The organism is Methylobacterium nonmethylotrophicum (genome assembly GCF_004745635.1).
Classification (GTDB): domain Bacteria; phylum Pseudomonadota; class Alphaproteobacteria; order Rhizobiales; family Beijerinckiaceae; genus Methylobacterium; species Methylobacterium nonmethylotrophicum.
This window is the reverse complement of the sequence record NZ_SRLB01000013.1, coordinates 205166-221221: the sequence shown is the minus strand read 5'-3', so window position 1 is coordinate 221221 and position 16056 is coordinate 205166. Positions and strand designations below refer to the sequence as shown.

At 68.2% G+C, this 16056-nt stretch carries 15 protein-coding genes and 4 pseudogenes; 7 read left to right on the top strand and 12 right to left on the bottom strand.

Features of this window, described 5'->3' with window-relative positions:
- The first annotated feature begins 20 nt into the window (after nucleotides 1-20).
- From EU555_RS19265 to EU555_RS19255, 3 genes and pseudogenes are all read left to right on the top strand, one after another.
- Nucleotides 21-923, top strand: a complete 903-nt coding sequence (locus EU555_RS19265; RefSeq protein WP_135416832.1) for an NAD(P)-dependent oxidoreductase — start codon at nucleotides 21-23, stop codon at nucleotides 921-923.
- Between the two features lie 674 nt (nucleotides 924-1597).
- Nucleotides 1598-1711, top strand: a pseudogene (locus EU555_RS19260) (IS5-like element ISMra2 family transposase); the annotation flags it as partial.
- 282 nt (nucleotides 1712-1993) lie between these two features.
- Nucleotides 1994-2759 (top strand): annotated as a pseudogene (locus EU555_RS19255) (IS6 family transposase).
- Between the two features lie 55 nt (nucleotides 2760-2814).
- Here EU555_RS19255 and EU555_RS19250 read toward each other — a convergent pair.
- From EU555_RS19250 to EU555_RS19205, 10 genes and pseudogenes are all read right to left on the bottom strand, one after another.
- Nucleotides 2815-2886 (bottom strand): annotated as a pseudogene (locus tag EU555_RS19250) (IS6 family transposase); the annotation flags it as partial.
- 99 nt (nucleotides 2887-2985) lie between these two features.
- Nucleotides 2986-3657, bottom strand: coding sequence for a DUF1989 domain-containing protein (locus EU555_RS19245; RefSeq protein WP_135416860.1), 672 nt, complete (start codon nucleotides 3655-3657; stop codon nucleotides 2986-2988).
- Nucleotides 3658-3811: 154 nt separating this feature from the next.
- Nucleotides 3812-4093: a DUF1989 domain-containing protein gene (locus EU555_RS19240; RefSeq protein WP_167858610.1), complete on the bottom strand. Its 282-nt coding sequence runs from the start codon at nucleotides 4091-4093 to the stop codon at nucleotides 3812-3814.
- Nucleotides 4090-4689: a DUF1989 domain-containing protein gene (locus tag EU555_RS19235; protein ID WP_135416831.1), complete on the bottom strand. Its 600-nt coding sequence runs from the start codon at nucleotides 4687-4689 to the stop codon at nucleotides 4090-4092. The genes EU555_RS19240 and EU555_RS19235 overlap by 4 nt, the downstream gene beginning before the upstream one ends.
- Nucleotides 4686-5699 (bottom strand): arginase family protein, encoded by a 1014-nt coding sequence (locus EU555_RS19230; protein ID WP_135416830.1) that lies wholly within the window; start codon nucleotides 5697-5699, stop codon nucleotides 4686-4688. Before EU555_RS19230 ends, EU555_RS19235 begins: the two co-directional genes overlap by 4 nt.
- Entirely contained in the window at nucleotides 5696-6484 is a 789-nt protein-coding gene (locus EU555_RS19225) for an amino acid ABC transporter ATP-binding protein (RefSeq protein ID WP_135416829.1), read from the bottom strand. Before EU555_RS19225 ends, EU555_RS19230 begins: the two co-directional genes overlap by 4 nt.
- Nucleotides 6481-7203, bottom strand: a complete 723-nt coding sequence (locus tag EU555_RS19220; RefSeq protein WP_135416828.1) for an amino acid ABC transporter permease — start codon at nucleotides 7201-7203, stop codon at nucleotides 6481-6483. The genes EU555_RS19225 and EU555_RS19220 overlap by 4 nt, the downstream gene beginning before the upstream one ends.
- A gap of 5 nt (nucleotides 7204-7208) precedes the next feature.
- Nucleotides 7209-7868, bottom strand: a complete 660-nt coding sequence (locus EU555_RS19215; RefSeq protein ID WP_135416827.1) for an amino acid ABC transporter permease — start codon at nucleotides 7866-7868, stop codon at nucleotides 7209-7211.
- A 241-nt stretch (nucleotides 7869-8109) separates the two neighbouring features.
- Complete coding sequence (locus EU555_RS19210) at nucleotides 8110-8967, bottom strand: transporter substrate-binding domain-containing protein (RefSeq protein WP_135416826.1); 858 nt, start codon at nucleotides 8965-8967, stop codon at nucleotides 8110-8112.
- A gap of 52 nt (nucleotides 8968-9019) precedes the next feature.
- Nucleotides 9020-9973 (bottom strand): agmatinase, encoded by a 954-nt coding sequence (locus tag EU555_RS19205; protein ID WP_135416825.1) that lies wholly within the window; start codon nucleotides 9971-9973, stop codon nucleotides 9020-9022.
- Between the two features lie 156 nt (nucleotides 9974-10129).
- Between EU555_RS19205 and EU555_RS19200 the strand changes: the two genes are divergently transcribed.
- Nucleotides 10130-11089 carry a LysR family transcriptional regulator gene (locus EU555_RS19200; protein WP_135416824.1) on the top strand — a complete coding sequence of 320 codons (960 nt, stop codon included), beginning with the start codon at nucleotides 10130-10132 and terminating at the stop codon, nucleotides 11087-11089.
- A 134-nt stretch (nucleotides 11090-11223) separates the two neighbouring features.
- Here the strand turns inward: EU555_RS19200 and EU555_RS19195 are convergent, their stop codons facing one another.
- Nucleotides 11224-11403, bottom strand: coding sequence for a hypothetical protein (locus tag EU555_RS19195; protein WP_135416823.1), 180 nt, complete (start codon nucleotides 11401-11403; stop codon nucleotides 11224-11226).
- Between the two features lie 400 nt (nucleotides 11404-11803).
- Between EU555_RS19195 and EU555_RS19190 the strand changes: the two genes are divergently transcribed.
- The 3 genes and pseudogenes from EU555_RS19190 to EU555_RS19180 form a co-directional block, all read left to right on the top strand.
- Nucleotides 11804-13507, top strand: a complete 1704-nt coding sequence (locus tag EU555_RS19190) for an FAD-binding protein (protein ID WP_135416822.1) — start codon at nucleotides 11804-11806, stop codon at nucleotides 13505-13507.
- On the top strand, nucleotides 13504-13881 hold the full coding sequence (locus tag EU555_RS19185; protein WP_135416821.1) for a 2Fe-2S iron-sulfur cluster-binding protein: 378 nt from the start codon (nucleotides 13504-13506) through the stop codon (nucleotides 13879-13881). The genes EU555_RS19190 and EU555_RS19185 overlap by 4 nt, the downstream gene beginning before the upstream one ends.
- Before the next feature lie 361 nt (nucleotides 13882-14242).
- Nucleotides 14243-14485: pseudogene (locus EU555_RS19180) on the top strand (ISL3-like element ISMex26 family transposase); the annotation flags it as partial.
- 164 nt (nucleotides 14486-14649) lie between these two features.
- Here EU555_RS19180 and EU555_RS19175 read toward each other — a convergent pair.
- Nucleotides 14650-15930, bottom strand: coding sequence for an App1 family protein phosphatidate phosphatase (locus EU555_RS19175; RefSeq protein ID WP_135416819.1), 1281 nt, complete (start codon nucleotides 15928-15930; stop codon nucleotides 14650-14652).
- Between the last annotated feature and the right edge of the window lie 126 nt (nucleotides 15931-16056).

Sequence of the window (16056 nt, the reverse complement as noted above, 5' to 3'; positions counted from 1 at the left end):
ATTCCAGCGGAGGAAACCCCATGTCGGCACACAAGCAGCAATTCCGGCTCGGCCTCGTCGGCTACGGCGAGATCGGCAGCACCCTCGGCCGCGGCCTGCGCGGCGCCGGCCTCGAGCAGGTCGCGGCCTACGACAAGTACGCCTTCGACGGGCCTTTCGCCGGGCTGATCCAGAGCCGGGCGCAGGAGGCCGGGGTCACCCTGGTGCGCTCGAACCAGGAACTGGCCGACGCCGCGGACCTCATCGTCAGCGTGACGCCGGGCTCGCTCGCGCTGGAGAGCGCCGCGGCCTTCGCGGGATGCCTGAGCGAGCAGCATACCTTCTCGGACTTCGCCTCCGCCACGCCGACGATCAAGCGCGGCGTCGCCGAGCGCCTGGCCGGCACCGGCGCCTGCGTCGGCGACGGCTCGATCGAGGGCACGCCGCGGAACGGCTACGCCATGCCGATCCTCGTCAGCGGCCCCTCCGGCGAGCGGGTGCGCGACCTGCTCGTCCCCTGGGGCATGAAGATCGATTTCGTCGGCGACCGGCTCGGCACCGCCTCCGGGATCAAGATCCTGCGCTCGGTGCTGATCAAGGGCATCGAGGCGCTGACGGACGAGATGATGCTCGCCGCGCGCCATTACGGCGTCGACCAGGCGGTGCTCGCCTCGGCCTGCAAGACGCTGGCGCGGCCCTGGATGGACACGGTCGAGGCGCTGATCCCGTCGGGCGTGATCCACGCCAAGCGCCGGTCGGAGGAGCTGGAGATGTCGGCCGAGGCGGTGGCCGATGCCGGCATCGATCCGGTCATGGCCCGGGCGGTCGCGGCGCGGCTGCGCTGGAAGGCGGGCCTCGGCCTCAAGGAGAAGCTGAACGGCATCGAGCCCGCGACCGCCGAGGCGGCGTTCGACGAGGTCGTCCGCGCGATGACGCCGCGCTGATGCGGCCGGGCCGCGGTCCCGCGTCGCAACCGACGTCGCGAGACCGCGCCGGTACTCGAGTCGGGCCGCGACGTTCATGAGCCGAGGGAGGACGTCCGGGACCCCGTCCTGCATCTCCGTCGCGACGTTCGTTCTCGTACGCGCCCATACACGGCCCGTCATTGGATCGGCAAGGGCGATAGGGCCGTCGCGGCTCAGCACACCGTCCGCCAGTCGAGCGGTAGCAAGGCGCGGGCTTACCGCCTGCCGCCCCGGATTGCCGCTTCCGCGTCCACGGCGACCGCTTTCCGCCTGCGCTGGGGTACCTCGCAGCCGATCACCGTGCCCTGAAGGCTCGGCTCGCTACCCGCAATAAGGGTCTTATCCTCAAGCCGCGTTCAAGGGCGACACGGTCCGCTTTCAGAGGATGAACGGGCATTCGGTCCAAGTCAGGCGAAGGTCTGCTCCAGGCGCGAAGCCGAACGAAACGAGGTGTGACTCCGACATTCTGTGGGAGGTGCACCGACGCCTGCGAAGGGCTGCGTAGGATGCATGCTCCTGCTCCGCGGCGACAACTTTACGGCCCTGCGTGCCGCGGCCGGACACCTGCTAGGGTAGGGGAGGGGAACCGAAGACAACTATGTCGTCTCTGCAAAGCGGTTCAGGCTGGCGGGGTGAGCGCCCATGTGAGCGAGATGCGACACTTTGAACTCACAGACGCGCGGTGGGAGCAGATCGCCCCGCTATTGCCGCCGCAGAAGCCGCGCGCTGGCCAACCCGCCGAGGATCACCGTCGGATCCTCGTCGGCGATACGCCGAATACCTGTCTGGTCTGCAGGATAGAGCAATTGCTGCTCGTTATCTGGAATACATCCGTCACGAAAGCTTTACAAACCTCTGGTCGATCAAAATGTTGCCATACATCGCCAGCGTGCCCTGTTGAAGGCTCGCCGCCAAGTGTTCGTGCTACTACCGCTGACCCATAATCCGTCCATATGGCTCGTTCTAGGGCTAATTCGTATTTAGAAATGGGTTCACAGGAACATGCTTCGTCCTGATCCGTTCCGGTAAATCCAGCGATTTTCGATCCAATACCCCTCAACGCCCTCGCCCTCAAGCTGAAGCGGCAAGCCCGCTGCGACTTCCGGGGCCGGCACTTCGAGGCCACCCTGATCGTCCAGGCCATCTCTTGGTACCTACGCTATGCCCTCAGCTACCGTGACATCGAGGAGATGCTGCTCGAGAGGGCCATGGAGGTGGATCACTCCACCATCAACCGATGGGTGCTCGCCTACGCGCCGGCCATCGAGCGGCGCCTGCGGCGGTTCCGCAAGCCGCATTGCGGGTCCGTGCGCGTAGACGAGACCTACATCAAGGTGCGGGGCCAGTTGGCACTACCTGTACCGGGCCATCGACAAGCATGACGAGGCGATCGACTTCCCGCTCGCGGCCAACTGGGATCTCGATGCCGCGAAGCGCCTCTTCCGCAAGATGCTGCAGGACCAGCCGCTTCTCGCGCCCGGTCGGATCGGCACCGATGGCGCGGGGCCCTACCCGCCCGCTACCGCCGAGTGCCGCAAGGAGGGCCTGCTGCCGCGCACACCCACCCACCACGTCGCCAAGCATCTGCAGCAAGCATCTGCAGCAAGGCATCGAGAGCGACCCCTTCCGAGTGAAGCGGGCGATGCCGCGAGTGGGCGGGTTTCGGTCATTCAACACGGCCCGGTGCACGATCAGGGCGCCGAAGCCATGCTGTGGCTGCGCAAGGGCTTCCGGTTCCCGGGCGCATGGACCGTGCGGGAGCAGAACCAGTTGCTCGCCACCTGCTTTGGCCTTCCCGTCGCGAACAAAGCGTGAAAGTGAGAGCGGGCAGCCCGTTTCGCGGCCTGAACCCGAGTTTGCGACACGCCCCCTCGAAGTGCCGGCCCCGGAAGTTACCGCGGGCCTCTCTCTTCAATTTGAGGGCGAGGGCGTTGAGGATCACGCGCCGGCTCCGAGGCGGAGGCGGCAGGCTGGGTAGGCATGGTTTATGACCCGTAAGCGAAGGCCAGTTCGCGTTTGCGGCAGGCCCCCTGCCGAGCGGTCAAGGGGCGGATGCCGCCGGCATCCAGGGGGCCGTGGGCGGGAGCCTTGGGAAGCCCGTGGCAAGGACCTGAAACGCGGCATCCTTCGGCGCGTTGGCAGCGTGGCCATGAATGGGCACGATGTCCTGCGGGCAGGCCGACAGCGCGACCACGCAGTCCATCTCGGCCTGGAGGGTGATAAAGTCGCCGGGACGCCCTTGAGTCGGGCCGGTGACGAGGCTTCGGCCGTCCGCATCAACGGCAATGTTCATGAAGATGTTGAAGGAGGCCAGGCTCGGCGCGGCGATCGCCAGCCCGATCCCGGCCAGAGCCTCGACCATGTTGTCGAGGCAGTTGCGATGGTAATTCGTGCAGCCGAGTCGCTCGTAGCGATGGCGGTCGCAGGCCGCCATGAAGGTGTCGTGGATCCCGGGCGAGGTGTCCTCCACGAGGGTGAGGATCGGGTTGCGCCGGTTGGTGACGAAGGTGTCGCCGACGACCGGGTTGAGCCGCTGGCTCCAGACTCGGCTCGCCTCCATGGACATGGCCTCGTCGAGGTCATGCGCGTTCCAGGCCCAGCAATCGACGACTTGCGTCCCATGGAGGTTGATGACGCGCAAGCCGTGACCGGCCGGCACGCGGACGGCCCTGCCGTGCCGGGCGGGGAGGAGGATCGGTTCGCTTGCCGTCATGACTGTCACAGCCGTTTGCGGACCCGCACCGCGGGCGGGCCAGTGGCACAGGGAATGTCGAGGTCGATGACGCCGGCCGCGACGACGAAATGGGCGTCGATCAGGACGCGGCAGGTGACGGAGCCTCCGCCGGCGGCCCTTGACGGGCCGGGGATCAGGGTGCCGCCTGGCTCGAGGCGATGGCGAGGACGATCCTGCCCCCATCCGCCTTGTCGCCTCGTCCGGCACGCCAGGCACTGCGCCGTGGCCGCCGGGAGAGGGTTTCGCGGCGCGTATGGACGGACGAGAGCATCGCGCGGTGATCGGTGGCGGTCAGGGCGACGAAGTCGCCGGGCCGCTGCCCCGCCGGATCGACGAGCGTCACGAACGTGCCGGCCTTGGCGGCGAATCCATGCCCGACCCCGTCCGGGACGACGTGTTGGTGGGCGCAGGTCACGGCGCGACCACGAAATGCGCCTCGGTCGGCTGCCCTGCCTTGCCGTTGATCGGCAGGATGTCCTGGGGGCAGGCGGAGAACGCGATGACGAGGTCCATCTCGGCCCGCAGGAGCACGTAGCTGCCCGGCGTCGAGACCGGCGCCTCGAAGGAGATCGTCCGGTCCGGCTGGACCGGGATGTTCATGAACAGGTTGAGCGGGCTCGGCGTCTCGGGGGCGTTGAGGCCGATCTCGCGCATGCCAGCGTGGAGATTGTCCTCGCAATTGTCGTGGTAGCCCTCGACGCCGAGGAACTTGTAGCGGTGCTTGTCGCACGCCGCCATCAGCGTGTCGTGCACGCCGCCCGCCGTGTCCTCCAGGAAGGTTAGGATCGGCCGGCGCCGGTTGGTCAGCATCGTGTCGCCGACCACCGGGATCACCTTGAGGATATGGGCGCGGGAATGCTCCATCGACATGAATTCGGTGAGGTCGTCGACATTGAACGCCCAGGTGTCGACGACTTGCTCCCCATGTGTGTTGATCACCTTGATGGTTTGGCCTTTCGCCACGCGGGTCGCCTTGCCGCGGCGGGCGGGAATGGTCACGGGATCGGTCATCGGAGATCTCCCGGTTGCGGGTGGTGATGGGCCTGAGCGGCCGCGCGGCGGGCCAGGACGGCCGCGCGGCGGGATTCGAAGCGCGGCTGCGCGCAGATCTGGCCGAGGAATTCGGAGACGAGGAGCGCGCCCAGATAGGCGGTCGCCCCCGTCCCGACATCGAGGGGCGGGTTCACCTCGACGAAGTCGAAGCCGACGACGGCGCAGCGTTCGGCGACGCGGCGCAGGGTCTCGCGCAGTTCCGGATAGGTCATGCCGTTCGGCTCGCCCGAGACGCAGCCCGGCACGAGCGACATGTCGAGGGCGTCCACGTCGATGCTGACATAGAGCGGGGCGCCTTCGGGCAGCAGCGCGGCGATGCCGGCCGGCCCCAGGGCGCGCAGCTCGCCCATCGGGACGATCCGGTGGCCGGCCGCGATCATGTCCTCGTATTGCGAACGGCTGCTGCGCAGGGAGCGGATGCCGACCTGCGTCAGGCTGGCGACGCTGTCGAGCCCGGCAATGTGCCGGAAGGCGTGGCCGTTCGTGAAGCGCAATCCCTGCTCGAAGCCGGCATAATCCATATGCGCGTCGAATTGGAGCACATGGAGGGGCCCCGGAAAGGCGCGCACGATCGGATAGGTGATGGAGTGGTCGCCGCCGAGCACCACCGGCAGGGCGCCCCGCGCCAGGATCGCCGTGACGTCGGCGGTGATGGAAGCAAAGGTCTGCTCGACATGCGTCGGCGCGATGTCCACGTCGCCGGCATCGGCGATCAGGCCCGCCGCGAGATCCTGCCCGAGCAGGGTGATGCCCGTCTCCGGATCGAACAGGCCTTCGGATCCGAACCGGAGGGAATGCTCGCGCAGGGCGCGAGGCGCCATGCGGCTGCCCGGCAGGAAGGGCGAGCCCTCGTCGAAGGGCACGCCGAGGATCGCCACGGCGGCGTCGAGCCTGTCGAGATCGGCACAGATCGGCCCGCGCAGGAAGGAGGGGATGCCGACATAGCCGCGGTCGATGCGGGGTTTCATGCGGTCACTCCGAGGGAGGAGGGGAGCACGCGCCCAAGGAAGGCTCTCAGCCGCGGATCGGTGGGGTTGTCGAGGACGGCGCGGGCAGGGCCGGTCTCGACGATCCGGCCCTGGTCCATAAAGGCGATGCGATCGGCGACGCCGCCCGCGAAGCCGATCTCGTGCGTGACGACGAGCATCGTCATGCCGGTGGCGGCAATCTCGCGAAGCAGCCCGAGCACCTCGCCGACGAGTTCGGGATCGAGGGCCGAGGTGGGCTCGTCGAACAGGATCAGTTCGGGCTCCATCGCCAGGGTCCGGGCGATCGCGACCCGCTGGCGCTGGCCGCCGGACAGCTCGTGGGGATGCTTGTCCATCTGGCGCTCCAGGCCGAGGCGCGCGAGCAGGGCGCGGGCCTGCGCCTCCACCGCGGCGCGCTTGCGACCGAGCACTACCACCGGCCCGCGGGCGACGTTCTCCAGCGCCGAGAGATGCGGCCAGAGATTCAGGTTCTGGAACACGAGCCCGATCTTCGGTCGCAGCGCATCGATCTCGCGCCGGGTCTGGCGGTGGACGACCTGTCCGACGATGGTGCGTCCGAACGGCCGTCCCCCGACCTCAATGAAGCCGTCATCGGGCTCCTCGAGCCAGGTGAGGCAGCGCAGCAATGTGGACTTGCCGCAGCCGGACGGGCCGATGAGCGTCACGACCTCGCCGCGCGCCACGTCGAGATAGACGGAGTCGAGCGCCGTCACCCCGCGGAAGCGCTTGGTGAGTCCGCTCACCTTCAGGGCCGGGATGCTCATCGCGCGCGCTCCCGCTCGAGCAGCAGGTAGCTCGCCGCCAGGCGGTTGCGGCTGACGCCGCGGGCCTGGGCGACCCCGAGCCTGCGCTCCAGCCGGCGCGCGGCCCCTGCAACGGCGATGGTGATGCCCCAGTAGATCAGCGTCACCGCGGCGAAAACCTCGAACGGTGCGAAGGTGTTTCCCTGCACGACGAGCCCCTGGTAGGTCAGCTCCGGCACCGTGATCGAGGAGAGGACCGCCGATTCCTTGATCATCGTCAGGGTCATGTTGGTGGAAGGCGGCACGATCGCGCGCGCCACCTGCGGGCCGACGATGTGGCGCATGGCCTGCAGCGGCGACATGCCGATGGCGCGGGCCGATTCGAACTGGCCCCGCGGCAGGGCGAGGATGCCGGCGCGGACGATCTCCGCATAATAGGCGCTGGCAAACAGCCCGAGGGCTACCGTACCGACGAGGGGCGCAGGCAGGCGCAGGCCCGAGAACGGCAGGCCGTAATAGATGACAAAGAGGATGATGATGAACGGGATGGCGCGCAGCACCTCGACATAGCTCGTCGCCGCAAGCCGCGGCAGCCGGCCCGGCATCAGGCCGAGCAGCGCCACCGCGATGCCGAGCGTGTAGCCGAGCAGGAACGCCTGGACCGAGACCTGGATCGTCAACCAGGCTCCCTGCAGGAAGAGCGGCCAGTACTGGACGAGGATCGTCGGATCGAAGGCCATGCGCATCAGGCCCGCTGGACCGCGAACCGGCCCTCGATGCGGCGGCCGAGCAGGCTGATCGTCAGGTTGATCGCCAGGAAGACCAGGGCGGCGCCGATCAGGGTCTCGAATGGGCGGTAGCTCGCACTGGCGATCTGCTGGGCGGTGCGCAGCACGTCGACCACGGTGATGACGGAGAGCAGGGCGGTCCCCTTCACGACGATCGTCGCCTCGTTCACCAGCACCGGCAGGACCCGTCGAAAGAGCTGGGGAAGGATGACCTTCGCCCAGACGAGATGGCGCGGGAGCGACAGGGCGGTCGCCGCCTCGATCTGCCCGGGGTCGAGGGTGATGAGGGCGCCGCGCATCGTCTCCGAGATGAAGATCGAGGAGTTGAGCGCGATCGCCGCCACGCCGGCCACGGTGGGGCTGAGATCGAGGCCGATGGCCGGCAGCACGTAGTAGAACAGGAAGATCTGGATCAGCAGCGGCGTGCCGCGGATGAAGCTGATCAGGAAAGCGATGAGCGCGTTCACCGGACGGATCTTCAGGGAGCGCAGGATCGTGAGGGCGGTGCCGCCGATCAGGGCCAGCACGATGATCATCGCCGACAGGCGCAGGTTGACGAGGGCGGCGACGGCGAGGTTCGGCATCAGGCCGGCGAGGTAGGCGAACTGGAAACTCATGCGTCGCAGCCTCCGTCGCTGCCGTCCTGAAGACCGTCCAGATGACTTGGCCGAGACAGACTTGGCCGAGACAGACTTGGCCGAGACGTGGCTCCCATGGCTCCCCCGGATCGCGCGACAGGCCGGCGAGGAGCGATCCGCCGACTTCGCGTCGCGCGCCGACGGCGCCGGATCTTTCCTCGGGGAAATCCCGACGGGCCTCCGTCAGGATGGTCGGGCCGCTTTCGGCCTGCCTCGTCCGTCAGACGGCGCCCGGCGGCAGGTAGCCGCTGTCGGGGATGTCCATCTTGAAGCCGAACCACTTGTCCTGGAGCGCGCCGAGGCGGCCGTCATCGCGCATCGCCTTGATGGTCGCGGACAGGAAGTCGCGCAGGTCGGTGTCGCCGGGGCGCGTGACCCAGGACAGGTAGGTGAAGGCGCCCGGCGCGGCCACGGAACCGGCGAGCGCGAAGGTGTCCGGCTTCTCCTTCACCAGCACGGCGAGGCTGGGCAGGCTCTGGATGACGGCGTCGACCTCGCCGTTGGCCAGGGCGACGTAGCTCTCGGTGAAGGCGGTGAAGAGCTTGAGCTCCTTGAAGCCCGCGCCGCCGGCCTGCTTGAGGCGCGCATCGAGCGCGCGGGCGACGGGCTCCGTCGAGGAGGCGAGCTGGGTCGCCACGACCTTGCCGTTGAAATCCTCGGGCTTCGCCATCGCGTCGCCCTTGCGCTTCATCGCGTAGGGCTCGCCGTTGGCAATCGGCGTCGTGTAGGCGTAGCGCTTGGCGCGTTCCTCGTTGATCCCGACCGTGGTCGCTACGAAGTCGAACTTGCCGGCGAGCACGCCCGGCAGGATGCCCTGCCAGGGCAGGTCGAGCTGGTTGAGCTTCGGGTTCCCGAGCGCCTTGACGACCTCCGCCAGGATGTCGCTCCCATAGCCGACGATCTTGCCGTCCTTGACGAATTCGAAGGGCGGGAAGGCGGCTTCCGTGCCGACCGTCAGCACCTTGGTCCGCCGAATCTTCTCGAGGGTCGTCTCGGCATAGGCGGGACCCGCGAACCCGACGGCTGCGGCCGAGGCCGTCGCCAGCAGGCCGAATTGGCGTCTCGTGAAGTGCGGCATAGCAAAGCCTCCCTACGGGTCGCGCCCGGATCGCAAGAAGAGGTTGAAGCGGTCAGTCGAAATAACCCGCGCGCACCGCCGCGCCGATCAGGTTCACGATCAGCCGGCCGGCGACGATGCTGGTAATGTTGTTCACGTCCGAGGACGGCGTGATCTCGACGATATCCATGCCGAGCACGCGGCCCTTGGCGACGAGCCCGTGGATCAGCTTGCGGACCTGATGGAAGCTGAGCCCGCCCGGGGCGGGACCTTCGACCGCCGGCATCACGCTGGGGTCGAGCCCGTCCGCGTCGATGGTGATGTAGTAGCGCCCGCCATCGGGGATACGGGCCAGGACGGCCTCGATGCCGCCGTCATGGACCTCGAAGGCCGGGATGATGGTGGCGCCGTAGGCCTGCGCCGCCGCGACCTCCTCCGGGCGCCCGCTGCCCTGGGCGCGGATGCCGATCTGGAAGATGTCGCCGATATGCGCCATCTCGGAGGCCCGTCGGATCGGGCTCGACAGGCCGTCGCGCACGCCGTTGACGTCGTCGCGCCAGTCGATGTGGGCATCGACCTGGATCAGCGTGACGGGGCCGTGGTCTTCGAGGGCGCGGAAGATCGGGATCGGGATCGCGTGGTCGCCGCCGATCGTGATCGGCATCGCCCCGGCCTTGAGGATCTTGCGCACCGCCGCCTCGGCCCGCGCGACATGCGAGGTGCGGTCGTGAATGTCGAACGGCACGTTGCCGACATCGACCGCCCTGATCGGCCGGCCGTCATAGATCGGGCCGCCGACATCGAAGTCATAGCGCTCGAGGTTGCGGCACACCCGGTCGGTCACCCGGCGGACGGCATCGGGTGCGCGGGTCTGGTCGTTCGAGATGGCGTGCGGCTCGTAGGCGCTGCCATAGGGAATGCCGAGGAACGCGATATGCGCGTCGAGCGTGTCGAGGTCGGCATGGACGGGCGACCACAGGAAGCTCGGATGACCAGGATGGCTCGGTTGCGTCAGAGGAAGCGGCATCGGCGCCCTTTGCTAGATCTGCGGCCAAAGTTTTGTGCCCACTGAATGCTTTTTCAGCACTGAAATGCACATCTGTTCAGCAAGATACGAGTGTAGCGCCATGACATGCTTCGGAATAGGCGCAAAGATCGAAACCTCGGTTGTAGGGAATGCAACATGGCGGCAAGGAAAGGTGCGCTGGTCTCCGAGATCACGGAGGCCGATCTGCGTCTGCTGCGCATCTTTCGCGCCGTCGCCGAATCCGGTGGTCTGAGTGCGGCTGAGGCGCGGCTGCGGATGGAGCGGTCGACGATCAGCCGTCACGTCCAGACGTTGGAGACTCGCCTCGGCGGGGCGCTGTGCTTGCGCGGCCCGGCCGGGTTCGAGCTGACCGAGCTGGGCCGGACCGCCCTGCAGGCGGCGATTACCGCTTGCGACACCCTCGATCAGGTCCGCGACCAGCTGAACAGCACGCATGACGTCGTGGTCGGCCAGCTCGCCCTCGGGCTTGCGGATAATTGCCTCACGAACTCGGATGCGAAGATCGCGGAGGCGATCCGGCAATTCCGCCTGCGGGCGCCCGCCGTCCATCTGCATATCTCGGTGCGGCCCCCCGTGGATCTGGCCGCCGATCTTTTGACGCGACATCTCCACCTGGCGATCGGCGGTCCCTCGGTGGCCGATCCGCGTCTGGAAACGCATTGGTTGTTCATCGAGGAGGCCAAGCTCTACACCGCGGCCCCCGCCGATCCCGAGGCCGATGCCGCCGAGCTCGTCGGGCGCGGCTACGCCGTCGTGACGCGCGACCGCGACCGGCACAGCCTCGCCCTGGCCAACCGGCTCGGTGCGGAGCGCTGCGTCGTGGCCTCAGGCCTCGAAGCCGTCGCGACGCTCCTGGCCGCGGGCAACTGCATCGGCTTCCTGCCGACGCACCTCGCCCGCTCCCTCTCGCCGAGCAAGCCGCTGGTCGAGGTGCCGCGATCCGAGGAATGGATCTACGGATCCGATTTCTCCCTCATCCACGGCGTAGCCCGCCCCCTGTCCCGCGCCGGCCATCTGATGAAGGACATCCTCCTCGCCGTGCATGCCGCGGACCCCTCCGCTGCCGACCTCGAGACGGCGCGGTCCGGCTCGTGATCTCGCCGGACGTCGGTCCCGATCCAGGGCGATAGGGAGGCGCCCGGCGCGGGGGCTTCCAGCGCGGCGCACGCCCTCCGGGCGAGGCGGAGCGACCCGGCGCGTGGCCGGCGGCTCGCCGAGCCGGATCAGGATCACTCGGCCGCCGCCTCCGCGAGCGTCGGATAATCGGTGTAGCGCTCGGCCTCCCCGCCGTAGAAGGTCCGTTGGCTGTAGGGTGTGCGCGGGGCGCCGAGCCGCAGTCGTTCCGGCAAGTCCGGGTTCGAGAAGGACAGCCACCCGAACGCCACCGCACCGACAGGGCCCGCGGCCAAAGCCGCCTCCGCGCCACAGATGCTCGGTCTGCAACGAACTGCGGCGCCTCGGTCGAGTGGCGTTCATTACAACGATCACCGCGGCCCGTGTGTTGTCGGTCATGTGCGCGCCGAGATAATTGAAAAAACAATGATCAGGCAGATTGATAGTTTGTACGTCTAGTCTGGTAGCTAGAGATTATGTTTTGACAAGTTGCCGCCGATCAAATCTCACTTGCCCCTTGGCTGGTAGGAATTTTGTTAGTCTCTCTGGATTGACTCTGTCCTGTGAAACGGAACATTCCGACGGCTCGCCACGCCGTTGCGCGTGGTCGCGGGCCTGTGGCCCGGCCCGTGCAAGAGACGCCCGGCCGCTTTGCCGCGGCCGCATCCGTGCTGGGGCCTGGACGAAGGAGACCAAATGTCCCTCGACACCGTGACCCTCGCGACCGATGTCCTGGTGATCGGGACCGGGGCGGCCGGCCTGTCGGCAGCTCTTGCTGCCGCGTCGGTGGGTGCGGGCGTCATCCTGGCGGACCGGAGCCTGATCGGACGCAGCGGTGCCACCATCATGGCGCAGATGACCGTGGCGGCCGCGCTCGGTGAGGAGCAGCCCGACCACTGGGAGCACCACCTCGCCGACACGCTGACGGCGGGGCGCGGCCTGTGCGACGCCGATCTCGCACGCCTGGTCTGCGAGCAGGGCCCCGACGAGATACGGCGCCTGGACGGGTGGCGGGTCGGCTGGGCCCGTCGTCCCGACGGTGCCATCCGGCAGGCACAGGCGCCAGGGCACGACCGGCCGCGCTGCGTCTACGTGGACTTCCTCTCGACAGGTCCGGCCGTTGCCAAGACGCTGCGAGCTCAGGTGATCCGCCAGCCCCGCGTGACGCGGATCGGCGACCTGTGCATCGCCGACCTCGTCCTGCACGACGGAGCAGCCGTCGGAGCGGCTGGCTTCTCGCTCGCCGACGGGCGGCCGGTCGTGATCGAGGCCAGCGCCATCGTGCTCGCGACCGGCGGTTTGACCCGGCTCTACCAGCGCAACTCGGCCTCTGCCAACATGGGCGGAGACGGCCACTCTCTCGCGCTACGGGCCGGCGCCGAGCTGATGGACATGGAGTTCGTCCAGTTCTTCCCGATCGGACACCTGGCGCCCCGGCTGGTCGGCATGGATCCGATCATGTGGGACCCGTTCCGCTACAAGCTCGGCGGCCGGCTGCTGAACGCGGCAGGCCGCGAATTCATGGGCGATTACGGCCACGAGGAGCAGGGGCACTACAATGCGCCGCGCGACCGGGCGACCCACGCTATCCTGAGCGAGGTCAAGGCGGGCCGTGGATCTCCGTCGGGCGGCGCCTTCCTGTCGTTCCAGCATGTCGGTGCCGACGCGCTCCGGGCCGCCTTCGGCCCGGTCATCGACCGTCTCGCCGACAACGGGATCGACCTCACGACCATGCCGGTCGAAGTCGCACCGATCGCGCACTACCACATGGGCGGGATCCGGGTGGATGCTGCGCTCGAGACGCGGGTACCAAACCTGTTCGCGGCCGGCGAGGTCGTGGCTGGAGCGAACGGCGCCAACCGCCTCTCCGGCAATGCGATCACGGAGGCGCTGGTTTTCGGTCGCCGGGCTGGCGAGGCGGCCGCGCGGCGAGCCGGGAGCATGGGCGCTAGGCCGCCGGCGGGCCGTCCCGACGCCGTCGCGCTGATCTCGACCGCGTCCCACAGCAAAGGCAACGCAGCGAGCGCGATCGCTGCTCTCCAGACCGTCATGACGACCCATGTCGGCCCCTTCCGAACCAGGGCCGGGCTCGTGCTGGCGCTCGAGGCCATCGACGAACTGAAGGGGGCGCTCGGCGACGGACCGCCCGGCGCGCCCGGCCCCTACGCACAGGCCCGGCTGGACTGGTTCGACTTGCGCGGGATGCTGCTCGTCGCGGAGACCGTTGCCCGCGCAGCCCTCGCTCGTCGCGAGAGCCGGGGCGCTCATCAGCGCGACGATCATCCGGAGACGGACGAGGACTGGACGCTGCACCAGACGATCGCGCTCACCGGCGGAGACCTTGCGCTCGGCCGCGCTCCTGTGGTGGGCAGGCCGGCCCTGCAGGGAGCGCACGGTTGACCATCACCGCAATCCTGATCGTTCGGCGCGGGCCTGGCGCCGACGCCCCCTCCATCCGCTACGTCGTGCCCTACACACCCGGCCAGTCGGTGCTCGACGGCCTGCGGTTCGTGCGTCAAGCGCTCGACCCAACCTTGAGCGTCCGGCACTCCTGCATCAGCGCCAACACCTGCAAGGAGTGCATGATCCTCGTCGACGGCAAGGTCGCGTATGCCTGTACGGCCCGGCTTGAGCCACGCGAGATGGTCCTGCAGCCGCTGCCCAACAAGGTGCACCTGCGCGACCTCGTGACCGAGATCGGTCCGCCCGATGAGCGGCTCGATCACGCGCTGAAGACCCTCGGGTGTGTGCCCCCTCGGACGCCGACGCGGTGAGCGCCCCTGCATGGACGCCACGCGTGCCGGGCCGAAGCGCTGCTGCCTCGACCCATCGACACCGGCGCCCTCAGGGCCTCCTGGCCGAAATGCGCGTCGCAACCGATGCGCGGACACTGATCGTCGACACGGTCAGGCGCCTCGTGCACCGCGCCCAACCCCGTGGGTAAGGACGTCGTGAGGGAGGGCTGCTGTTTGGCTGGACGATGCGCACATTGCCGCGACGTCGAGCTAAATCGGAGTTTTTCTAATAATATCACGCAGATAATCAATAATTAATTAGATCTCGGATGGAGTGGCAGATTCGTGCGGAGCGATGCGGACGGCGCTGGAGAGGCCCTGCATGTCCTTGTCTTTGGGTATCGTTCGGGAGCGACGTCGCGCTGACATCGATGGCTGGAGTGAGAAGGCGGGTGCCAGCCTGCTGGGATCCTTCGCGGCACGCCTCGTGAAGGACAAATCTGCTGTCGTTGCGGCGCTGACGGAGCCGTGGTCGAACCGCCAGACCGAAATCCAGATCACCCGCTTGAAGCTGGCGAAATCGCAGATGTTCGGCCGTCGCAGTCTTGACCTGCTTGAAGCTCGGCTGTTTGGTGCGATTTGAACTGGTCTGCACCGAGAGTGCATCAGACCCCTTATTCCACGCCTCATCACGGTTGTGAAAACGCTGCGGTCGGCCGCGAGTTCTAGCTGGCGGTCCGCGCTATCCCGCGTAAAGCCGCCTCCCGGACCTGGTTAGGGCTGGGAGGCCGCCCCTTCGTCCCCCCATCAGGTCTGGGTGTGGGTAGGGCGGGCACGACCGTGCTGGGCCGGCTCAACGATGACGTTTGGCGGATCGCCCACCGCCTCTTTCATGGCTTCGCCCAAGGCGCCGCCCTCGACTGCCGCAGCCGTCGCCTCCGGCGTCGCCCGCGTGATCCGGTGAGATCGGGATCGTCCCACGCCGCCCCCGGCCCCTGCGTTCTCGGAGGCGACCTCCTCGACAGCCTCAGCGGCGATCAGGCCGAGGCTCGCCGCGTGCGCGGCGATGGCGCGGCTGTCGGCGGCCAGCACGAGGCTGCTTCCTGCCGCTGCGACGTTGAGCGCCAGCGCCTCGACCTCGGCCAAGCGGCCCGGCGTGCGCGACACGTTGCGGATGTAGACCGCCAGCACCCGCCCGGGGTTCTCCTCCACGATCCCAGCATAGACCTCCGGGTCGTGCTGCCCGCTGTCACCGATCAGCACGAACGGGAGATCACGGTAGAGCGCCAGCATGTGGCGGATCAGCTCGCCCTTGTGCGCCTCGGCCCGGCGGGGCAGGGGATGACGCCACGACACGCCCCATTCGCGCAGGAACAGAACCGGCCCGACCGGGATGCCGTGCAGGTGGAAGAACTCCGAGAGCATGTCGTAGATGCCCCAGGGCGCACGCGACACGTAGAGCATCGGGTTCTGCTCTCCGCCGCCCGTGCCGGCGTGGAGCGCGCGGTAAAGGGAAGCCGCACCCGGGAAGGCTACGCGGTCCGCCGCATCGGCGACGAACAGTCGCCACAGCATCTTCAGCTTGTTGGCGACGCCCGTGTGCATCACGGTGTCGTCGATGTCGCTGATTACCACGTAGCGACAGCCGTCCGGCGGGATGTAGACCTCGCCCCGAGCCTCGACCGGCGGGCTGGTGTCCAGGGTGATCGCGACTGGGCGCCACGCGCCCCCGCCTCCGGAAGGCGAGTGCGGGTACAGGTGAATGCGGAAGTAGCCGTCCGCATCGGTCGCGGTGCGAAGGGCGGTGCCGTCGTACCGCGCCGTCACGCCGATCCCAGGCATGCGCCGCCGTCGGATCCGTCGGCCGATGTCGCGCAGATGCGCACGCAGGTCATCGGGAGCCGCGTCGCGCTCGGCGCGAGCTTGCCTGAAGACACGGCCGATCAGGAAGATCTCCTCGGCCGAGCCGTAGCCTCGGTAAGCTTCGACGGCTACGCCCTGCCGTCCTTGCGCCCGACGCGCAGGGCGGGCGAGCAGGTTGAGGAGCCAGGCCGCTATCCGCCGCGGCTGATACTTCCGTCCTGGCATCTCACCCTCCGCGCCCCTAACTGAACAGGACTGAGCACGCCGGCCATACGACGTTGGTTCGATGGCGGGTACGGTCCGAATAGCCCACCAGATCACCTCGAGTGGCCAAGGTCTCGCCGGTGGGAT

Bases quoted from the DNA above. Each gene is read 5' to 3' on its own strand.
- EU555_RS19265 (WP_135416832.1), top strand. From the start codon at position 21: ATGTCGGCACACAAGCAGCAATTCCGGCTCGGCCTCGTCGGCTACGGC.
- EU555_RS19245 (WP_135416860.1), bottom strand. From the start codon at position 3,657: ATGACGGCAAGCGAACCGATCCTCCTCCCCGCCCGGCACGGCAGGGCC.
- EU555_RS19235 (WP_135416831.1), bottom strand. From the start codon at position 4,689: ATGACCGATCCCGTGACCATTCCCGCCCGCCGCGGCAAGGCGACCCGC.
- EU555_RS19230 (WP_135416830.1), bottom strand. From the start codon at position 5,699: ATGAAACCCCGCATCGACCGCGGCTATGTCGGCATCCCCTCCTTCCTG.
- EU555_RS19225 (WP_135416829.1), bottom strand. From the start codon at position 6,484: ATGAGCATCCCGGCCCTGAAGGTGAGCGGACTCACCAAGCGCTTCCGC.
- EU555_RS19220 (WP_135416828.1), bottom strand. From the start codon at position 7,203: ATGGCCTTCGATCCGACGATCCTCGTCCAGTACTGGCCGCTCTTCCTG.
- EU555_RS19215 (WP_135416827.1), bottom strand. From the start codon at position 7,868: ATGAGTTTCCAGTTCGCCTACCTCGCCGGCCTGATGCCGAACCTCGCC.
- EU555_RS19210 (WP_135416826.1), bottom strand. From the start codon at position 8,967: ATGCCGCACTTCACGAGACGCCAATTCGGCCTGCTGGCGACGGCCTCG.
- EU555_RS19205 (WP_135416825.1), bottom strand. From the start codon at position 9,973: ATGCCGCTTCCTCTGACGCAACCGAGCCATCCTGGTCATCCGAGCTTC.
- EU555_RS19200 (WP_135416824.1), top strand. From the start codon at position 10,130: ATGGCGGCAAGGAAAGGTGCGCTGGTCTCCGAGATCACGGAGGCCGAT.
- EU555_RS19190 (WP_135416822.1), top strand. From the start codon at position 11,804: ATGTCCCTCGACACCGTGACCCTCGCGACCGATGTCCTGGTGATCGGG.
- EU555_RS19175 (WP_135416819.1), bottom strand. From the start codon at position 15,930: ATGCCAGGACGGAAGTATCAGCCGCGGCGGATAGCGGCCTGGCTCCTC.